General features: G+C 71.4%; 17 protein-coding genes. 11 read left to right on the forward strand and 6 right to left on the reverse strand.

Annotated elements, in window-relative coordinates:
* Positions 1 to 24: 24 nt before the first annotated feature.
* The gene (locus ACFWRV_RS23595; protein WP_384337642.1) at positions 25 to 1,272 is read right to left on the reverse strand and encodes a PotD/PotF family extracellular solute-binding protein; all 1,248 of its coding nucleotides are present in this window, start codon (positions 1,270 to 1,272) and stop codon (positions 25 to 27) included.
* Positions 1,273 to 1,346: 74 nt separating this feature from the next.
* Entirely contained in the window at positions 1,347 to 2,861 is a 1,515-nt protein-coding gene (locus ACFWRV_RS23600; protein WP_384337644.1) for a gamma-aminobutyraldehyde dehydrogenase, read from the reverse strand.
* 207 nt (positions 2,862 to 3,068) lie between these two features.
* On the opposite strand from ACFWRV_RS23600, the gene ACFWRV_RS23605 reads away from it, so the two are divergent.
* Positions 3,069 to 3,617: an NADAR family protein gene (locus ACFWRV_RS23605; protein ID WP_384337646.1), complete on the forward strand. Its 549-nt coding sequence runs from the start codon at positions 3,069 to 3,071 to the stop codon at positions 3,615 to 3,617.
* Positions 3,618 to 3,708: 91 nt separating this feature from the next.
* Here the strand turns inward: ACFWRV_RS23605 and ACFWRV_RS23610 are convergent, their stop codons facing one another.
* On the reverse strand, positions 3,709 to 4,431 hold the full coding sequence (locus tag ACFWRV_RS23610) for a DUF4190 domain-containing protein (protein WP_384337648.1): 723 nt from the start codon (positions 4,429 to 4,431) through the stop codon (positions 3,709 to 3,711).
* Between the two features lie 121 nt (positions 4,432 to 4,552).
* Here ACFWRV_RS23610 and ACFWRV_RS23615 point away from each other — a divergent pair, with 121 nt between their 5' ends.
* The 6 genes from ACFWRV_RS23615 to ACFWRV_RS23640 all read left to right on the forward strand — a co-directional run bounded on the left by ACFWRV_RS23615 (position 4,553) and on the right by ACFWRV_RS23640 (position 9,950).
* Complete coding sequence (locus ACFWRV_RS23615; protein ID WP_384337650.1) at positions 4,553 to 5,587, forward strand: adenosine deaminase; 1,035 nt, start codon at positions 4,553 to 4,555, stop codon at positions 5,585 to 5,587.
* A gap of 22 nt (positions 5,588 to 5,609) precedes the next feature.
* On the forward strand, positions 5,610 to 6,323 hold the full coding sequence (locus tag ACFWRV_RS23620) for a glycerophosphodiester phosphodiesterase (RefSeq protein WP_384337652.1): 714 nt from the start codon (positions 5,610 to 5,612) through the stop codon (positions 6,321 to 6,323).
* Positions 6,324 to 6,414: 91 nt separating this feature from the next.
* Complete coding sequence (locus ACFWRV_RS23625; RefSeq protein ID WP_384337654.1) at positions 6,415 to 6,759, forward strand: SAM-dependent methyltransferase; 345 nt, start codon at positions 6,415 to 6,417, stop codon at positions 6,757 to 6,759.
* Positions 6,759 to 7,937, forward strand: a complete 1,179-nt coding sequence (locus tag ACFWRV_RS23630; RefSeq protein ID WP_384337655.1) for a sensor histidine kinase — start codon at positions 6,759 to 6,761, stop codon at positions 7,935 to 7,937. The genes ACFWRV_RS23625 and ACFWRV_RS23630 overlap by 1 nt, the downstream gene beginning before the upstream one ends.
* Positions 7,934 to 8,662, forward strand: a complete 729-nt coding sequence (locus tag ACFWRV_RS23635) for a response regulator (protein ID WP_384337657.1) — start codon at positions 7,934 to 7,936, stop codon at positions 8,660 to 8,662. The genes ACFWRV_RS23630 and ACFWRV_RS23635 overlap by 4 nt, the downstream gene beginning before the upstream one ends.
* A 73-nt stretch (positions 8,663 to 8,735) precedes the next feature.
* The gene (locus ACFWRV_RS23640; protein ID WP_384337659.1) at positions 8,736 to 9,950 is read left to right on the forward strand and encodes a serine hydrolase domain-containing protein; all 1,215 of its coding nucleotides are present in this window, start codon (positions 8,736 to 8,738) and stop codon (positions 9,948 to 9,950) included.
* A gap of 57 nt (positions 9,951 to 10,007) precedes the next feature.
* On the opposite strand, the gene ACFWRV_RS23645 is transcribed toward ACFWRV_RS23640, so the two are convergent.
* The 3 genes from ACFWRV_RS23645 to ACFWRV_RS23655 form a co-directional block, all read right to left on the reverse strand.
* Positions 10,008 to 10,550, reverse strand: a complete 543-nt coding sequence (locus ACFWRV_RS23645) for a hypothetical protein (protein WP_384337661.1) — start codon at positions 10,548 to 10,550, stop codon at positions 10,008 to 10,010.
* Between the two features lie 54 nt (positions 10,551 to 10,604).
* On the reverse strand, positions 10,605 to 11,768 hold the full coding sequence (locus tag ACFWRV_RS23650; RefSeq protein ID WP_384337663.1) for a spermidine/putrescine ABC transporter substrate-binding protein: 1,164 nt from the start codon (positions 11,766 to 11,768) through the stop codon (positions 10,605 to 10,607).
* A 169-nt stretch (positions 11,769 to 11,937) separates the two neighbouring features.
* Positions 11,938 to 13,377 carry a gamma-aminobutyraldehyde dehydrogenase gene (locus ACFWRV_RS23655; RefSeq protein WP_384337665.1) on the reverse strand — a complete coding sequence of 480 codons (1,440 nt, stop codon included), beginning with the start codon at positions 13,375 to 13,377 and terminating at the stop codon, positions 11,938 to 11,940.
* A gap of 177 nt (positions 13,378 to 13,554) precedes the next feature.
* Between ACFWRV_RS23655 and ACFWRV_RS23660 the strand changes: the two genes are divergently transcribed.
* The 4 genes from ACFWRV_RS23660 to ACFWRV_RS23675 all read left to right on the forward strand — a co-directional run bounded on the left by ACFWRV_RS23660 (position 13,555) and on the right by ACFWRV_RS23675 (position 17,505).
* Positions 13,555 to 14,046, forward strand: coding sequence for an Lrp/AsnC family transcriptional regulator (locus tag ACFWRV_RS23660; protein WP_007452460.1), 492 nt, complete (start codon positions 13,555 to 13,557; stop codon positions 14,044 to 14,046).
* Complete coding sequence (locus ACFWRV_RS23665; RefSeq protein WP_384337668.1) at positions 14,031 to 15,410, forward strand: aspartate aminotransferase family protein; 1,380 nt, start codon at positions 14,031 to 14,033, stop codon at positions 15,408 to 15,410. The genes ACFWRV_RS23660 and ACFWRV_RS23665 overlap by 16 nt, the downstream gene beginning before the upstream one ends.
* A gap of 215 nt (positions 15,411 to 15,625) precedes the next feature.
* On the forward strand, positions 15,626 to 16,363 hold the full coding sequence (locus ACFWRV_RS23670; RefSeq protein WP_384337670.1) for an ABC transporter ATP-binding protein: 738 nt from the start codon (positions 15,626 to 15,628) through the stop codon (positions 16,361 to 16,363).
* Positions 16,345 to 17,505 carry a hypothetical protein gene (locus ACFWRV_RS23675; RefSeq protein ID WP_384337672.1) on the forward strand — a complete coding sequence of 387 codons (1,161 nt, stop codon included), beginning with the start codon at positions 16,345 to 16,347 and terminating at the stop codon, positions 17,503 to 17,505. The genes ACFWRV_RS23670 and ACFWRV_RS23675 overlap by 19 nt, the downstream gene beginning before the upstream one ends.
* Positions 17,506 to 17,511 lie beyond the last annotated feature (6 nt).

Here is a 17,511-nt window from a genome sequence, read left to right on the forward strand (position 1 = left end):
GTGGGGGTACCGGCGGATGCCGGGTCAGGCGCCGATGAGCTTGGCGAACTTCTCTTCGTACGCCGTCTCTTCCTCCGTGCTCAGGGAGCGGAAGGAGCGGGACTTCGCCGCCATCTCCTTGTCGGGGAGGATCAGCGTGTTGGCGGCCATCGACTCGTCGATCTTGGCGAGTTCCTCGCGTACGCCGTCGACCGGGCAGACGTAGTTGATGTACGCGGCGAGCTGGGCGGCGACCGGCGGCTCGTAGTAGTAGTCGATGAGCTTCTCAGCGTTGGTCTTGTGCCGGGCCTGGGCGGGGACCAGGAGACTGTCGCTGGAGGTGATGTATCCGGCGGCCGGGATGGCGTACTCGATGTCCGGGTTGTCGGCCTGGAGCTGGATGACGTCCCCCGCCCAGGCGACGCAGGCGGCGATGTCACCCTTGCTGAGGTCGGCGGTGTAGTCGTTGCCGGTGAAGCGGCGGATCTGCTTCTTGTCGACGGCCTTCTGGAGGCGGCCGATCGCGCCGTCGAAGTCGGTGTCGGTGAACTTCCCCGGGTCCTTGCCCTGGTCGAGGAGGGTCATGCCGATGGTGTCGCGCATCTCGGAGAGGAAGGAGACGCGGCCCTTGAGCTTCGGGTCGTCGAGCAGCTGGGTGACGGAGTCGACCTTGCGGCCGCCGGTCGCCTTCTTGTTGTACGCGATGACGGTCGGGATGCCCGTCCACGGATAGGAGTAGGCGCGGCCGGGGTCCCAGTCGGGGCTGCGGAACTGGGCGGACACGTTGGCGAAGGCGTTCGGGAGGTTCGACGCGTCGAGCTTCTGCGCCCAGCCGAGCCGGATGATGCGGGCGGCGAGCCAGTCGGTGACGCAGATGATGTCGCGCCCGGTGTCCTGCCCGGCCGCCAGCTGCGGCTTGATCTTCCCGAAGAACTCGACGTTGTCGTTGATGTCCTCGGTGTACTTGACCCTGATTCCGGTGCGTTCGGTGAACGCCTCCAGGGTGGGGCGGCTCTTCTCGTCCTCGCTCACGTCCATGTACTCGGTCCAGTTGGAGAAGTTCAGCACCTTCTCCTTGGCCGAGTGGTCGTCGGTGGCCGCTGCTTCCTCGGCGCGCCCGGCGGGCGGGATGCCGCACGCGCCGAGGGTGGCTATGCCGCCGATCGCGAGCGCGCCCATGCCGGAGGCGCGCAGCAGGGAGCGGCGGGTGAGGGCGCCCCTGCCGCTGTTCAAGGATCGCCTCATGGCCGCCAGTTGGGCCGGTGTGAGGCGCTCGGGCTCGTAACTCTCCATACGCTGTTCGCCCTTTCGGGTGGGAGGCCGCCGGGGCCCGTCGCCGTGGACGGGCCCCGCTCGTGCGGCAGCTGCTATCGGTCCCCGAAGATCGTGCGGTGCCAGTCCTTGCGGGCGACCGCGGTGTTGTCGTACATGACGTGCTTGACCTGCGTGTACTCCTCGAAGGAGTACGCCGACATGTCCTTGCCGAAGCCGCTGGCCTTGTATCCGCCGTGCGGCATCTCGGAGAGGATCGGGATGTGGTCGTTCACCCACACACAGCCCGCCTGGATCTCGCGGGTGGCGCGGTTCGCGCGGTACAGGTCGCGGGTCCAGGCGGAGGCGGCCAGTCCGTACGGGGTGTCGTTGGCGAGCGCGATGCCCTCGTCGTCGGTGTCGAAGGGCAGGACCACCAGGACCGGGCCGAAGATCTCCGACTGGACGACCTCGCTGTCCTGGGCGGCCCCGGCGATCAGCGTCGGCCGGTAGTACGCGCCGTCCGCGAGGTCTCCGCCCGGGGCCTCGCCGCCCGTGACGACCTGGGCGTAGCCGCGGGCCCGCTCGACGAAGGCGGCGACGCGGTCGCGCTGGGCGTGGCTGATGAGGGGGCCGAGGTCGGTGGACGCGTCGAAGGGAGAGCCGAGCCGGACGGTCTCCATGAGGGCGGCGACGTCGCGGACGAAGGCGTCGTAGAGGGGGCGCTGTACGTAGGCCCGGGTGGCGGCGGTGCAGTCCTGGCCGGTGTTGATGAGGGAGCCGGCGACCGCGCCGTGGACGGCGGCCTCCAGGTCGGCGTCGTCGAAGACCACGAAGGGGGCCTTGCCGCCGAGCTCCAGGTGGAGGCGCTTGACCGTGGCGGTGGCGATCTCCGCGACGCGCTTGCCGACGGCGGTGGAGCCGGTGAAGGAGGTCATCACGACGTCGGGGTGGCCGACGAGGTGCTCGCCCGCGTCCTTGCCCGCGCCGGTGACGATGTTGATGACGCCGTCGGGGATGCCCGCCTCGGTGGCCGCTTGGGCGAACATCAGCGAGGTGAGCGGGGTGAGTTCGGCCGGCTTGAGGACGATGGTGTTGCCCGCGGCGACGGCCGGGAGGACCTTCCACGCGGCCATCTGGAGCGGGTAGTTCCAGGGGGCGATGGAGCCCACGACGCCGATCGCCTCGCGCCGTACGTAGGAGGTGTGGTCGCCGTCGTACTCGGCGGCGGCCTTGCCCTCCAGGTGGCGGGCCGCGCCCGCGAAGAAGGCGGCGTTGTCGACGGTGCCGGGGACGTCGAACTCGGTGGAGAGCTTGATGGGCTTGCCGCACTGGAGCGACTCGGCGTACGCGAAGTCGTCGGCCTGTTCGGCGAGGACGGCGGCGAAGCGGTGCATCGCCTCGGAGCGTTCGCCCGGGGTGGCGCCGGACCAGCCGGGGAAGGCGGCGCGGGCGGCGGCGACGGCCGCGTCCACGTCCTCCGGGCCGGCCAGCTCGTAGCGGAGCACGCTCTCGCCGGTCGCGGGGTTCACCACCTCGTGGTGGCGGCCGGACGTGCCGGGGAGCAGCTTGCCGCCGATGTACTGCGCACCTTCCGCGAAGCGGTCCTGAACCTGGAAGCCGTTGCTCATGACGCTCTCCTCCGCCGCTGTACCCGCTGGGCGGGGTCGGCGTAGCTTCTTCGTGAATTGAGTGCCGATCCTGACAGAGGGGTTCACGGCCAACAAGTGATTCCGTTGTTGCCTTTTGGTTACGCGACGGAATCTGTCGACCATGTGTCGTGTCGGTGCGGAAATCCCCGTACGGAGTGTCAGTGGCGGATGCCACACTCACATGCCATGGGACCGATCGATGACCTTCTGGCGGACGTGGCGCGGGGCAGGCGGGTGAAGTATCTGCCGTTCTGGGGGCACCGCCCGCGCCCGGACGGACGGCTGGGCCCGAGTTGTCTGAGCCAGTGGTGGCCGTCGCCGTTCACGGTGGACGGGGTGACCTACGCGAGCGCCGAGCACTGGATGATGGCGGGCAAGGCGCGGCTCTTCGGCGATCCGGAGGCCGAGCCGGCGGCGGTGTCGGCGAAAAGCCCGGCGGCCGCGAAGAAGGCGGGGCGCCTGGTGCGCGGCTTCGACGAGGACGTGTGGATACGGGAGCGGTTCGCCCTGGTCGTGGAGGGCAGCGTGCGCAAGTTCGGGGAGGACCCGGAGCTGGCCGGCTATCTCTTGGGCACCGGGGAGCGGGTGCTGGTGGAGGCGTCCCCGATGGACCGGATCTGGGGCGTCGGGCTCGCGCCGGACGACGAGCGGGTGGAGCGGCCGCAGGAGTGGCGGGGGCTGAATCTGCTGGGCTTCGCGCTGATGGAGGCGCGGGAGAGGCTGCGGGCGGGCTGAGGCGGCACGCGCGGCGGCTTCGTCCCCGCGACGACCGGCCGGGCGGGGAAACGTCCCTGCCCGGCCGGCCATTTTCGACGAGGGTGGAGCGCTAGCGGCGGTCCTCGACGACCAACGACGTGGCGAACGGGTCGTCGTAGGTGTCGTTGTAGTCGCTGTCCCGGTCGTCGGCCGACATGGCGGCCCAGATGATCACGCCGAGGATCGCGGCGCCGACGACGATGCCGATGGAGCCGAGGATGACGCCGGCGAGCGCCATGCCCCGGTTGGTGGCCTCGCCGCGCTTGGCACGGCCGAGACCGATGATGCCGAAGATCAGCGCGAGGATGCCGAGGATGATGTTGAGTCCGTAGAGGCAGAAGCCGACCACGGAGACGATGCCGATCACCATCGCGGCCGTGCCCAGACCGTTGTTGGGCGCCGGCCCCCAGGCGGCCGGACCCGCGCCGTAGGCGCCGTAACCCGGGTAACCGCCGTAGGGCTGCGGAGGCGGAGCCGGATAGCCGTAGTGCGCGGCGGCCGGCGGCTGGACCGGGTGGCCGGGGCCGTTGGGGCCGATCGGCGGCGGCGGTACGTCCGAGGGCGCGGGCCCGAAGCCTCCGTGCTGGGGTATCGGCCCGGTGCCGTCCCCCGCGGCCGGTCCGGCGCTCGGCATCGACGTCACGGTCGGCTGGTCGTGGACCGCGGGCGGCGTGTGCGCGGCGGGCGGCGGCGTCTGCGCACCCTGCTTGCCCAGCTCCACCCTGCTGTCCGGCGGTGCCCACGGATCGCGCGGCGCGGCCCCGCCCCCGGGCTGCTCTGTGTTGTCTGACATGGGCCTCCCCCATCGTGGTCCCGTCATGCTACGGCCAGGCCCGACGGCCCCGGACGCCGCCTGCGATGATCGGTGCGGCCGGTATGCCCGGCCGACGTCACGCCGAACCGGGAGATTTCCGATGACCGATCCGCATCCCTTCATCGCCGGGCTGCCCAAGGCCGAGCTCCACGTCCACCATGTCGGGTCGGCCTCGCCCCGGATCGTCGCCGAGCTGGCCGCCCGCCACCCGGACTCCAAGGTCCCCACGGATCCGGAGGCGCTGGTCGACTACTTCACCTTCACCGACTTCGCGCACTTCATCGAGGTCTACCTCTCGGTGGTGGACCTGGTCCGCACCCCCGAGGACGTCCGGCTGCTCACCTTCGAGGTGGCGCGGGACATGGCCCGGCAGAACATCCGGTACGCGGAGCTGACCGTGACCCCGTACAGCTCGACGAAGCGGAACATTCCCGAGGTCGGGTTCATGGAGGCCTTGGAGGACGCGCGCAAGGCGGCCGAGGCCGAGCTGGGCGTCGTGCTGCGCTGGTGCTTCGACATTCCGGGCGAGGCCGGGCTCCAGGCGGCCGAGGAGACCGCCCGGCTCGCGGTGGAACGACGGCCCGACGGGCTCGTCTCCTTCGGCCTCGGCGGGCCCGAGATCGGCGTGAACCGCCCGCAGTTCAAGCCCTATTTCGACCGGGCCATCGCCGAGGGCCTGCACTCGGTGCCGCACGCCGGGGAGACCACCGGACCGCAGACGGTCTGGGACGCGCTGACCGCGCTGCGCGCCGAGCGCATCGGCCACGGCACCAGCTCCGTACAGGACCCCAAGCTGCTGGAGCACCTCGCCGAGCACCGCATCGCCCTGGAGGTCTGCCCGACGTCCAACATCGCCACCCGCGCGGTCACCGACATCGAGCTGCACCCCATCCGGGAGATGGTGCAGGCGGGCGTGCTGGTCACCGTCAACAGCGACGACCCGCCGATGTTCGGCACCGACCTCAACAACGAGTACGCGGTGGCCGCCCGGCTGCTGGAACTGGACGAGCGCGGCATCGCGGACCTCGCGAAGAACGCCGTGGAGGCCTCGTTCCTCGACCCGGCCGGCAAGCGGAAGCTGGCCGAGGAGATCGACACGTACACGACGAACTGGCTCCGGGCCCCCGGCCGCTGACCCCGGTCGTCACAATGGCCTCATGGACAGCACCGTCTCCCGTGTCACCGCCGTAGCGCATCGCGGCGATCCGTATCTCGCCCGCGAGAACACCCTGCCCTCGATCCGCTCCGCCCTCGAACGGGGGGCGGACGCGGTCGAGATCGACGTACGGGTGACCCGCGACGGGGTGCCCGTCCTGCTGCACGACGCGACGCTGGAGCGGCTGTGGGGCCACGACCGGCGGCTGGACCGGCTGGACCACGCGGAGCTGACGGAGCTGACCGGCGGCGGGGTGCCCACACTCCGTGAGGCGCTGCTCGCCGCCGGGGCGCACCGGGTGATGGTGGACCTGCCCGGCTCCACGGACGCCTCGGTGAGGAAGATCGTGGGCACGGTCCGGGAGTGCGGGGCGGGCGAGCGGGCGTACTACTGCGCGAGCGCGGACGCGATGCTGCGGGTGCGCGCCGCCGACCCCTCCGCCGAGATCGCCCTGACCTGGACCACGCTCGCCCCGCCGCGCCCGGAGCTGCTGGCGGCGGTGAAGCCGCGCTGGCTGAACTACCGCTTCGGCCTGGTGAGCCGGGAGCTGGCCGACCGGGCGCACCGGGACGGGCTGCTCGTCTCCGCGTGGACGGCCGACACGAAGCGGACGATGCGCCGGCTGATCGACCGGGGCGTCGACTCGATCACCACCAACCGGATCGACACCCTCCACCACCTGCTGGCCAACTCGCCCGGACGCGGCGGCTCTTGATCGGTCCGGCATGATGGAGGGCCCCGCACGCCCGCCGCCGCACCGCCCCACGCGGCACGCGGGCCCCTCCGTCACCGAGGAGCCAGACGTCATGGACCCCCGCCCGCAGACAGCCCCCACCCGGATACGTTCCGACGTCGCGCGCAACGCCCGCGTGTGGAACTACTGGCTGGGCGGCGAGGACAACCACCCGGTGGACCGGGCGGTGCTGACCCACCCGACGCTGGAGCTGGGCGGCGAGGGCAACGAGGCGGCGATGCGCTTCTGGAACGAGAACGCCACCCCGCCCATCACCGCCCGCGGCCGGGAGGAGGTGGCCTCGTTCCTGGACGGTCTGGAGATCCTGGAGCCGGGGATCGTCTCCTGCTCCCGCTGGCGTACGAACCCGCGGGAGCCGGAGGTCGCCCAGTTCGGTGTGGTGGCCCGGAAGCCCTGATGCGCTTCGCGGGCCTTCCGGCGCGGCTGCGCGGGCCGTGGGCCGTCGATCTGTGGATCACCCTCGCGGTGCAGGCCGCCGTGACCATGCCGTTCGTCGTGCCGCGCGCACCGGATCTGCCGGAGGCGACCTGGGTCGCGTACGGTCTGACGACCCTGACCGTGCTGCCGCTGGCCGCCCGGCGGCACGCGCCGGTCGGCGCGCTGCTGGCGACGCTCGCGGGCGGCGCGCTGTACACGCTGGCCATCGACGGTCCGGGCCAGCCGTTGCCGTACGCCGGTCTGGTGACGTTCTACACGGTCGCCGAACTGTCCCCGCCCCGTAAGCGGCTGGCCGTCGCGGTACTGGTCGGTGCGGCGGTGTTCCCGTCGGTGGCCTTGAACACGGGTGAGGCTCGTGAGCTGCTGTTCTCGCTCTTCGTTTTCGGCGCCGCGTACGCCTTCGGGCGGCTCAGCCACACCCGCAAGGCCTATGTGGCGGCGGTGGAGGACCGGGCCCGGCAGGCGGAGCTGGGCCGGCGGATCGAGGCGGAGCGGGCCGCGGCTCGCGAACGGGCCCGGATCGCGCGGGAGATGCACGACATCCTCTCGCACGCGGTGAGCCTGATGATCGTGCAGGCGGAGGCCGGTCCGGTGGCGGTCCGCGCGGCCCCCGAGCGGGCGGAGGCCGCGTTCGACGCGATCTCCGAGACGGGCCGGGACGCGATGGTGCAGCTGCGCCGGATGCTCGGGGTGCTGCGCGAGGACGGCCCCGGCCAGGCGCCCGCCCCCCGTTCGCCGCAGCCGGGGCCCGCGGAGCTGCCGGCCCTGCTGGCGCGGGTGCGCACCGGCGGCCCGGAGGTCGCCTTCACGACGACCGGGACGGTCCGCCCGCTGCCGCGGGACACCGGGGCGACGGTGTACCGGATCGTGCAGGAGGCGCTGACGAATGTCGTCAAGCATGCGCGGGCCGGTCACGTGGATGTGGAACTGACTTATGGAGAAGGAGAGTTGATGATCACCGTGCGGGACGACGGGCAGGGGCCCGGGACCACCCAGGGGCTCGGGCTGATCGGGATCCGGGAGCGGGCCGCCGCGCACGGCGGCACCGTGCGGGCCGGTGGCGGACCTGGCGGCCGGGGCTTCGAGCTGGTCGTCGGGCTGCCGCTCGCACCCGGGGCCGAGGGGGCGCGGACGTGACGATCAAGGTGGTGGTCGCCGACGACCAGGAGCTGGTGCGCAGCGGCTTCGCCATGATCCTGGACGCCCAGCCCGGCATCGAGGTGGTGGCGGAGGCCGGGGACGGGGCGCAGGCCGTGGCGGCGGTGGGCCGGCTCGGGGCGGACATCGCGCTGCTGGACATCCGGATGCCCGTGCTGGACGGCATCGCGGCGTGCCGGGAGATCGCCGCCGCGGGGTGCTGTCGGACGATCATGCTGACCACGTTCGACGCGGACGAGTACGTGTACGAGGCGCTGCACGCGGGCGCGAGCGGCTTTCTGCTCAAGGACGTGCGCCGGGACGATCTGGTGCACGCGGTGAGGGTGGTGGCCGCCGGGGAGTCGCTGGTCGCCCCCTCGGTGGCCCGGCGGCTGATCGCCGAGTACACCTCGCGCCCGGCGGGGCGGCCCGCGCCCCCGGCCGGCCGGCTCGAGGTCCTGACCGCCCGGGAGCGGGAGACCCTGCTGCACCTGGCGCGGGGCCGGTCCAACGCGGAGATCGCGATGGCCCTCGTGGTGAGCGAGCACACCGTGAAGACCCATGTGGGCAACGTGCTGTCCAAGCTGGGGCTGCGCGACCGGATCCAGGCCGTCATCTGCGCCTACGAGACCGGGTTGGTGGCTCCCTCGGACGGGGGAGTCATCGGCGCGGCCTCCCCCGGGCGCGGGAGCCACACCCCCGCCGAGGACCGCCCGGGCGGGTGATCCGCCGAGGCGGCCGAGCCAACAGGATGGAGTCCAGAAGCAGTTGACGACTTCTCTCCCTCGGAGGCACCTGGTGAACAGATCTGTCCGCACGCTCCTCGCAACCGCTCTGGTCCTCGGCATCGCCGCCGGGGCGGCCGGGCCCGTCTCCGCGAGCGCCCCCGCCGACGGCGCTCCGGGCGCCCGCCCGGCGGCCTCGGGAGCGCCCCGGACCCATGACGCTCCGGACGCCCAAGCCCTGCGCGCCGCGATCGCCGGGCTGCCGCGCCAGGACGCCGTCGCGGCGCTCGTCCGGGTCGGTGGCACGGGCGGGTCGTGGCACGGCAGCGCCGGTCTGCACGATCTGCCCTCGGGCCGGCCGGCGGACCCGGCGGCCCGCTTCCGCGCGGGATCGGTGACCAAGGTGTTCACGGCGGCAGCGGTGCTGCAACTGGCGGGCGAGCGGAAGCTGTCCCTGGACCGCACCGCCCGGCACTACCTGCCGGACCTGATCCCCGCCGCGTACGGGGAGGTGACCGTGCGCCAGTTGCTCGACCACACCAGCGGCATTCCCGCCGCGGACCTGCCGGGCACGAACCCGGAGGAGTGGTACGCGCACCGCTTCGACATCCACACCCCGCGCTCCATGGTGGCCTCGGCGACGGCGAAGGAGCGGGAGTTCGCGCCGGGCGTCAGCCAGCACTACCTCAACATCAACTACACGGTGCTGGGGCTGCTGATCGAGCGCGTCACCGGACAGGCGTACGCGCAGGAGGTCTCGGCCCGGATCCTGCGCCCGCTCGGCCTGCGGTCCACGTACTTCCCCGGCGCCGACCCCAGGATCCGCGGCCCGCACAACCGCGGCTACCAGGTCTTCGCGACGCCGGGCGGGGGCGTCGAGCTGCGGGATGTCACGGTGTGGGGGCCGACCGCCGGGTGGGCGACCGGGGACATCATCTCGACCACCGCCGATCTGGAGCGCTTCACCACCGCCCTGTTCGGCGGGCGGGTGGTGCGCGGGCCGCTGCTGGAGGAGATGTTCACGCTGCCCGACGCCTCGGTACGCACCTACGGTTCCGGGGAGCCCGCGCAGTTCAGCGCCGGCCTCTCCGTGCTGACCCTGGGCGGCCGCCAGGTGTGGGGCAAGACCGGCGGCCGGTGGGGGTACAACGCGGCGGTGGCGGCTACCCGCGACCTCTCCCGCACCCTCGTCTACAGCGTCGGCGCGACGGACGCGAAGGGGAAGGACGTGAACGCCACGGCGCTGGGCATCGCGGTGGCCGCCTTCGGCCCGCCGCCCGCCGTGTGAGCCGATCGCCGCACGAGCCGCCCGCCGCCGGCCGCCCGAACCGGTAGCGCTCCTGACTCAGGCGCTCGCCGGGACGGACGCCGGGGTCGCGGCGGCCGCCTGCTCCAGCCCTTCCAGCCGCTTGATCATGCGACGGACGATCAGCAGCGGGATGACGCCGAAGACCCCGAAGGACATGTCGATCACGGACCACCAGAACGGGATGCCGCGGATCGGGCCGCAGATCAGGGCGAGCGGGATGATCCCGGCGCAGGCGATCATGCCGAACTCGATGACCCAGATGTTGCGGACCGGGTCGCGGTAAGGGCCGTAGAAGGCGACCGCGATGACCAGGTGGGCGAAGGCCAGCCAGTCGGTGCCGTACAGCAGGAAGGGCTGCTCGCGGTCGACGGTGTCGAGCCCTTCGCGGACCCGGGTGATCCACTCCATCAGGCCCGGGACGTGCTCGGGGACCGGAGAGGCGGAGGCGCTCAGCAGGTCCTCGGCCCAGCGGAGTTCGGTGACGAGCGGGAAGGCCGTGAGCCCGCTCAGCACCAGACAGATGATGAAGAGGACCAACCACCTGCGTATCCGCCGCGTGAGGGCGTGTCGCTCGCTCATATCCGCAGCGTACGCCCGCCTTTACGCCCCCTTCACGCCACCCCTGCTAGGGGTTCACAAGCCGACGATGGAGTTCCACTTCTTGGCGAAGTCCGTCCGTTCCTCGGAGGTGATGTCGCGGGCGATGGCGAGCCGTTCGCGCATCGCGCCGTCGGGGAAGATCAGCGGATCCTCGGCGAGCGCGGCCGTCTCCTCGTCCTTGGCGGAGGCCAGGACGTCACGGGCGGCGGGGACCGGGCAGACGTAGTTGACCCAGGCGGCGAGTTCGGCGGCGACCTCGGGTTCGTAGTAGTGGTCCACCAGGCGCTCCGCGTTGCGCTTGTGGCGGGCGAGGTTGGGGATCATCAGGGACTCGGCCCACAGTTCGGCGCCCTCCTCGGGGACGACGAACGCGATGTCGGGGTTGTCGGCCTGGAGCTGGATGACGTCGCCGGAGTACGCCTGGCAGGCGAGCACATCGCCGGTGGCGAGGTCCTTGATGTAGTCGTTGCCGGTGAAGCGGCGGATGTGCTTCGAGCGGACCCGCCGCTCGGTCTGCTCGCAGATCTCGTGGAAGTCGTCGGACTTCCAGCGGGTGATGTCGACGCCGTTGCCCTGCATCAGCAGCGCGAACGACTCGTCGAGTCCGGAGAGCAGGGTGACCCGGCCCCGCAGGTCGTCCGCCCACAGGTCGTTGGTGGACCGGATCTCGCGGCCGAGTTTCCTGCGGTTGTAGGCGATGCCGGTGATCCCGGACTGCCAGGGGACGCTGTGCAGGCGCCCCTCGTCGAAGGCGGGAGAACGCAGCAGCGGGTCCAGGTACTTGGCCACGTTAGGCTGCTTGGCCCGGTCCATCTCCTGGACCCAGCCGAGCCGCACGAAGCGGGCGGCCATCCAGTCGCTGATGACGATCAGGTCCCGGCCGGTCTGCTGGTGGTTCATCAGCGCGGGGCTGATCTTCCCGAAGAACTCGTCGTTGTCGTTGATCTCCTCGGTGTACGTGACGGAGATCCCGGTCCGCTTCGAGAAGGCGTCCAGGGTGGGCCGCTTCGACTCGTTGTCCTCGTCGGTGTCGATGTAGAGCGGCCAGTTGGCGAAGTGCAGGGTGTGGTCGGTGGCCGAACTGTCGCGTCCGGCGCGGTCCCCCGGCTCGACGAAGGCCGCGGGCACCCCGCAGCCGGCCAGCGTGGCGCCGGCCGCTCCCGCCCCGAGGGCGCGCAGCAGGGAACGGCGGGGCATGGGGTTCTTCCTGATCGCTCGCACCCGCGCAGAATGCCCGTCGGCGGGCGCGCGGACAATGGACCAAGCGTCCAGCGGGACGGGCCCGCCCCGCACACCTTGTCCAGGGGGCACGGAGACGGCCCCGGGCCGAAGCCCGGGGCCGTGCACCGCGACGACGATCCGTGGATCAGTCCTCGATGGACGTCATGACGTGCTTGATGCGGGTGTAGTCCTCGAAGCCGTACGCGGAGAGGTCCTTGCCGTAGCCGGACTTCTTGAACCCGCCGTGCGGCATCTCGGCGACCAGCGGGATGTGGGTGTTGATCCACACGCAGCCGAAGTCGAGGCTCTTGGACATGCGCATGGCGCGGGAGTGGTTCTGCGTCCAGACCGAGGAGGCGAGCGCGTACTCGACGCCGTTGGCGTAGGCCACGGCCTGGTCCTCGTCGGTGAAGGACTGGACGGTGATGACGGGTCCGAAGACCTCGTTCTGGATGATCTCGTCGTCCTGCTTCAGGCCGGAGACGACGGTCGGGGCGTAGAAGTAGCCCTTGTCGCCGACCCGGTGGCCGCCCGCCTCGACCTTGGCGTGGGCGGGGAGGCGCTCGATGAAGCCGGTGACCTGCTTCAGCTGGTTGGCGTTGTTGAGCGGGCCGTACGCCACGTCCTCGTCGTCCGGCTGCCCGGTCTTCGTGTCGGCGGCGGCCTTGGCGAGCGCGGTCACGAACGCGTCGTGGATCGACTCGTGGACCAGGACGCGGGTGGCGGCCGTACAGTCCTGGCCCGCGTTGAAGAAGCCCGCCTCGGATACGCCGGACACCGTCTTGGCGATGTCGGCGTCGTCGAAGACCACGACGGGCGCCTTGCCGCCGAGCTCCAGGTGGACGCGCTTGACGTCCTTGGCGGCGGACTCGGCGACCTGCATGCCGGCCCGTACCGAACCGGTGATGGAGGCCATCGCCGGGGTCGGGTGCTCGACCATGGCGCGGCCGGTGTCCCGGTCGCCGCACAGGACGTTGAAGACGCCCTTGGGCAGGATCTGGCCGATGATCTCGGCCATGAGGACCGTCGACGCCGGGGTGGTGTCGGACGGCTTGATGACGACCGTGTTGCCCGCGGCGAGCGCCGGGGCGAACTTCCACACGGCCATCATCATCGGGTAGTTCCACGGCGCGACCTGGGCGCAGACGCCGACCGGCTCGCGGCGGATGATGGAGGTCAGGCCCTCCATGTACTCGCCGGCCGAGCGGCCCTCCAGCAGCCGGGCGGCCCCCGCGAAGAAGCGGATCTGGTCCACCATCGGCGGGATCTCTTCGCTGCGGGTCAGCCCGAGCGGCTTGCCGGTGTTCTCCGACTCGGCCGCGATCAGGTCCTCGGCCCGCTCCTCGAAGGCGTCCGCGATCTTCAGCAGGGCCTTCTGGCGCTCGGCGGGCGTGGTGTCCCGCCAGGCGGGGAAGGCCGCCGCTGCGGCCTCCATGGCGGCATCGACGTCGGCCTGGCCGGAGAGCGGCGAGGTTGCGTAGACCTCTTCCGTCACCGGGCTGACCACATCGATGGTCCGCCCGTCCGCGGCGTCCCGGAACTCTCCGTTGATGTAGTTGCGCAGACGGCGCACCTCGGTGGTCACAACCACCCCTCCTGTCGGCTGTCCGATGGGTGAGATGTCCACCCTAATCGTTCCGGTGACGCTTTCGGCATACCCACCAGCCCCCAACTTCGGATTCAGTCAGATCCAGACCTCAGAACAACGAATTTCATCGATCCGGGGTTGCGAGACAGACGAGGAGCGGTGCATGGTGGGTGCGTGGCCAGTCGCAGCGCAGACTCCAGGACCGGGAACGGATCACCGCCAGCGGTCGATGCCGTCTCCCTCGCAATCATCGAGCAGCTCCAGGAGGACGGACGGCGTCCGTACGCCGCGATCGGCAAGGCCGTCGGCCTCTCCGAAGCGGCTGTGCGCCAGCGCGTCCAGAAGCTGCTCGACCAGGGCGTGATGCAGATCGTCGCCGTCACGGACCCGCTCACCGTGGGATTCCGGCGCCAGGCGATGGTCGGCATCAATGTCGAGGGCGACCTCGATCCGGTGGCCGAAGCCCTGTCGGCCATGGCCGAGTGCGAGTACGTGGTGATGACCGCGGGCTCCTTCGACCTGATGGTGGAGATCGTCTGTGAGGACGACGACCACCTGCTGGAGATGATCAACAAACGCATCCGGACCCTTCCCGGCGTGCGCTCCACCGAGAGCTTTGTTTACCTCAAGCTCAAGAAGCAGACCTATATGTGGGGAACCCGATAGCCGTGAGCAAGGACCTCAGCCGAACCGCGTACGACCACCTGTGGATGCACTTCACCCGCATGTCGGACTACGAGAACGCGCCCGTTCCCACCATCGTCCGTGGCGAGGGAACGCACATCTTCGACGACAAGGGCAAGCGCTACCTGGACGGCCTCTCCGGCCTGTTCGTGGTCAACGCCGGTCACGGTCGTCACGAGCTCGCCGAGGCCGCGTACAAGCAGGCCCAGGAGCTCGCCTTCTTCCCGGTGTGGTCCTACGCCCACCCGAAGGCCGTCGAGCTGGCCGAGCGCCTCGCCGGCCACGCCCCGGGCGACCTCAACAAGGTCTTCTTCACCACCGGTGGCGGCGAGGCCGTCGAGACCGCCTGGAAGCTGGCCAAGCAGTACTTCAAGCTCAAGGGCCAGCCGACCAAGTACAAGGTCATCTCGCGTGCCGTCGCCTACCACGGCACCCCGCAGGGCGCGCTGTCCATCACCGGCCTCCCGGCCCTGAAGGCCCCCTTCGAGCCGCTGGTCCCCGGCGCGCACAAGGTGCCGAACACCAACATCTACCGCGCCCCGCTCTTCGGCGACGACCCGGTGGCCTTCGGCCGCTGGGCCGCCGACCAGATCGAGCAGGAGATCCTCTTCGAGGGTCCCGAGACCGTCGCGGCCGTCTTCCTGGAGCCCGTGCAGAACGCGGGCGGCTGCTTCCCGCCGCCGCCCGGCTACTTCCAGCGGGTCCGCGAGATCTGCGACAAGTACGACGTGCTGCTCGTCTCCGACGAGGTCATCTGCGCCTTCGGCCGGCTCGGCACGATCTTCGCCTGCGACAAGTTCGGCTACGTGCCGGACATGATCACCTGCGCGAAGGGCATGACCTCGGGCTACTCCCCGATCGGCGCCTGCATCGTCTCGGACCGGATCGCGGAGCCGTTCTACGAGGGCGGCAACACCTTCCTGCACGGCTACACCTTCGGCGGCCACCCGGTCTCCGCCGCGGTGGGCCTCGCCAACCTCGACATCTTCGAGCGCGAGAACCTCACCCAGCACGTCCTCGACAACGAGAACGCCTTCCTGACCACGCTCCAGAAGCTGCACGACCTGCCGATCGTCGGCGACGTCCGCGGCAACGGGTACTTCTACGGCATCGAGCTGGTGAAGGACAAGGCCACCAAGGAGACGTTCACCGACGAGGAGACCGAGCGCGTCCTGTACGGCTTCCTCTCCAAGGCGCTGTTCGAGAACGGCCTGTACTGCCGGGCCGACGACCGTGGCGACCCGGTCATCCAGCTGGCCCCGCCGCTGATCTCCGACCAGTCCACGTTCGACGAGATCGAGGGCATCCTGCGGGCCGTCCTCACGGAGGCCTGGACGAAGCTCTGACCGTCACCAGGCCCCCTGGCTGATCGCCGCCCAGCGGTCATTTCATACGGTTCTCCGGCCCGGATACCCCCCTTCGAGTGACAAGGGAGGTATCCGGGCCGCGTGCTGTGCCCCCGGACCGGTCCGACTATCTACGGTGCCCAGTGACCGATCGGCCGCGTCTTCGTTCCCCCGTACGGGGGACGGGAAATCTGACCTGAACCGAGGTGTACGCCATGGTGGCCCCGCCGGACAACGACGTGATCTGGGCGCGTTCACTGCACTACTCCCACAACGGATCGCCCGGTCTCGGCGGTGTCTCCATCGGCGTCCGGGACGCGGAGATCCTCGCCGTGACCGGCCCGCGCGGCAGCGGGAAGACGACGCTGCTGCACTGCCTCTCGGGCCGGCTCGTTCCCCAGGAGGGCGAGGTCTGGTTCAACAGCGTCCCCGTCCACACCATGGCCCCCCGGGTCCGCGAACAGCTGCGCCGGGAGCGCTTCGGCTGGATCGCCTCCGACCCCGAGCTGGTCCCCGAGCTGACCGTCTGGGAGAACGCCGCGCTGCCCCTGCTGCTGCGCGGCGTCTCGCACCGGGCCGCCCGCAAGGCCGCCACCGAGTGGCTGGAGCGCCTGGACATCGCGGCCCTCGCCCGGAAGCGGCCGCACGCCCTGCTCCAGGCACAGCGCCAGCGGATCTCCGTGGCGCGGGCCCTGGCCGCACAGCCGACCGTGATCTTCGCCGACGAACCCACCGCGACCCTGCACCGCGCGGACCGCACCCAGGTGCTGCGCACCTTCACCACGGCGGCCCGCTCGCACGGCATCACCGTCGTGCTGGCCACGCACGACGCCGAGGTCGCCGCCCTCGCCGACCGGACCGTGCCCATGCTGGACGGCCGCTGCGTCGCCACCGTCACCCTGCCCGCGAAACCGGAAGCGGAGGGCCGCGCGGCGTGCTCGCTCTCCGTCTAGCCCGCGGTTCCCATCCCCTCGTCCTGGTCCGGCGGCTGCTGGTGGCCGCCGCCTCGGCCGGCGTCGGATTCCTCCTCCTGTGCGCCCTCGGGTACGCCGCCGCGCACCCCGCGTCCGCCGGCTCGGTGCTGCGGCTGCTGTGGTGCTTCGTGCCGCTGGCCGCCACCGTGCAGTTCGCCGTGGCGGTGGCCCGGACCGACCCGAGCACCCGGCCCCGGCCGGGGCTCTCGTCCCTGGGCCTCGGCCCGGTCCGGCTGTCCGCGCTGGCCGCGGTCTCCACGGCCGTCTCCACCACTCTCGGCTCCATGGTGGCCCTGCTCTTCTTCCTGCATCTGCGCGGCGACCTGACCGGGATGCCGTTCGACGGGGGCGCCGCGGAGTTCCTCGGCGCGGGCAGTCCGCTGCCGGTGGCCGCCGCGGTGATGCTGCTGGCGCTCGTACCGGTGGCCGCGTCGACCGCGAGCGCCCTGGCCCTGCGGTCGCGGCCCGACCCGGCACGGGACACCTTCGGCTCCGAGGAACTGCCGGAGCCCGCACCGGCACCGGCCGGGCTCCCCTGGGGCGTGGCGCTGACGGCCGCCGGACTCGCAGTCGAGGCGATCGCCTCACGGGGTGCGGCGGGGAACGCGTTCCCGCTGCCCGGACGGTACGACTCCACCCCGGTGGCGGTACTGATCGGGTGGACGCTCACCGCGGTCGGTCTGGCGATGGCCGGACCGAGCCTGACCTACCTCTGCGGGCGGGCACTGCAGGCGGTACGCCCCGGGGCCGTACGGCTGCTGGCGGGCCGGGTCCTGATGGACGAGGCGCTCCGGATCGGCCGCCCGCTCGGGATCGTCTGCGCGGTGGTGTCCGCGGCGATCGCCGCTTCGGCGCTGTACGGGGGCGGTGAGCGCCCCTACGGTCCGCTCACCGCACTCGGCGCGGTGCTGGTCCTCGGCTGTACGACGGCCACGCTGCTGACCTCGGCGCTGGAGGCCAAGCACGCCCGCGCCCACACGGCCGAGGCGCTGCTCAGGATGGGCGCCCCGGCCGCCACGCTGCGCCGGGCGACGCTGCTGCGGGCAGGCGCGCTGCTGGCCCTGTTCGCCCCGCTGACCTGGGTGATCGCGCAGCTGGCGGCGCTTCCGCTGGCGAAGTGAGCGTCC

Origin of the sequence: Streptomyces sp. NPDC058576, assembly GCF_042718715.1 — a bacterium.
Lineage (GTDB): Bacteria > Actinomycetota > Actinomycetes > Streptomycetales > Streptomycetaceae > Streptomyces.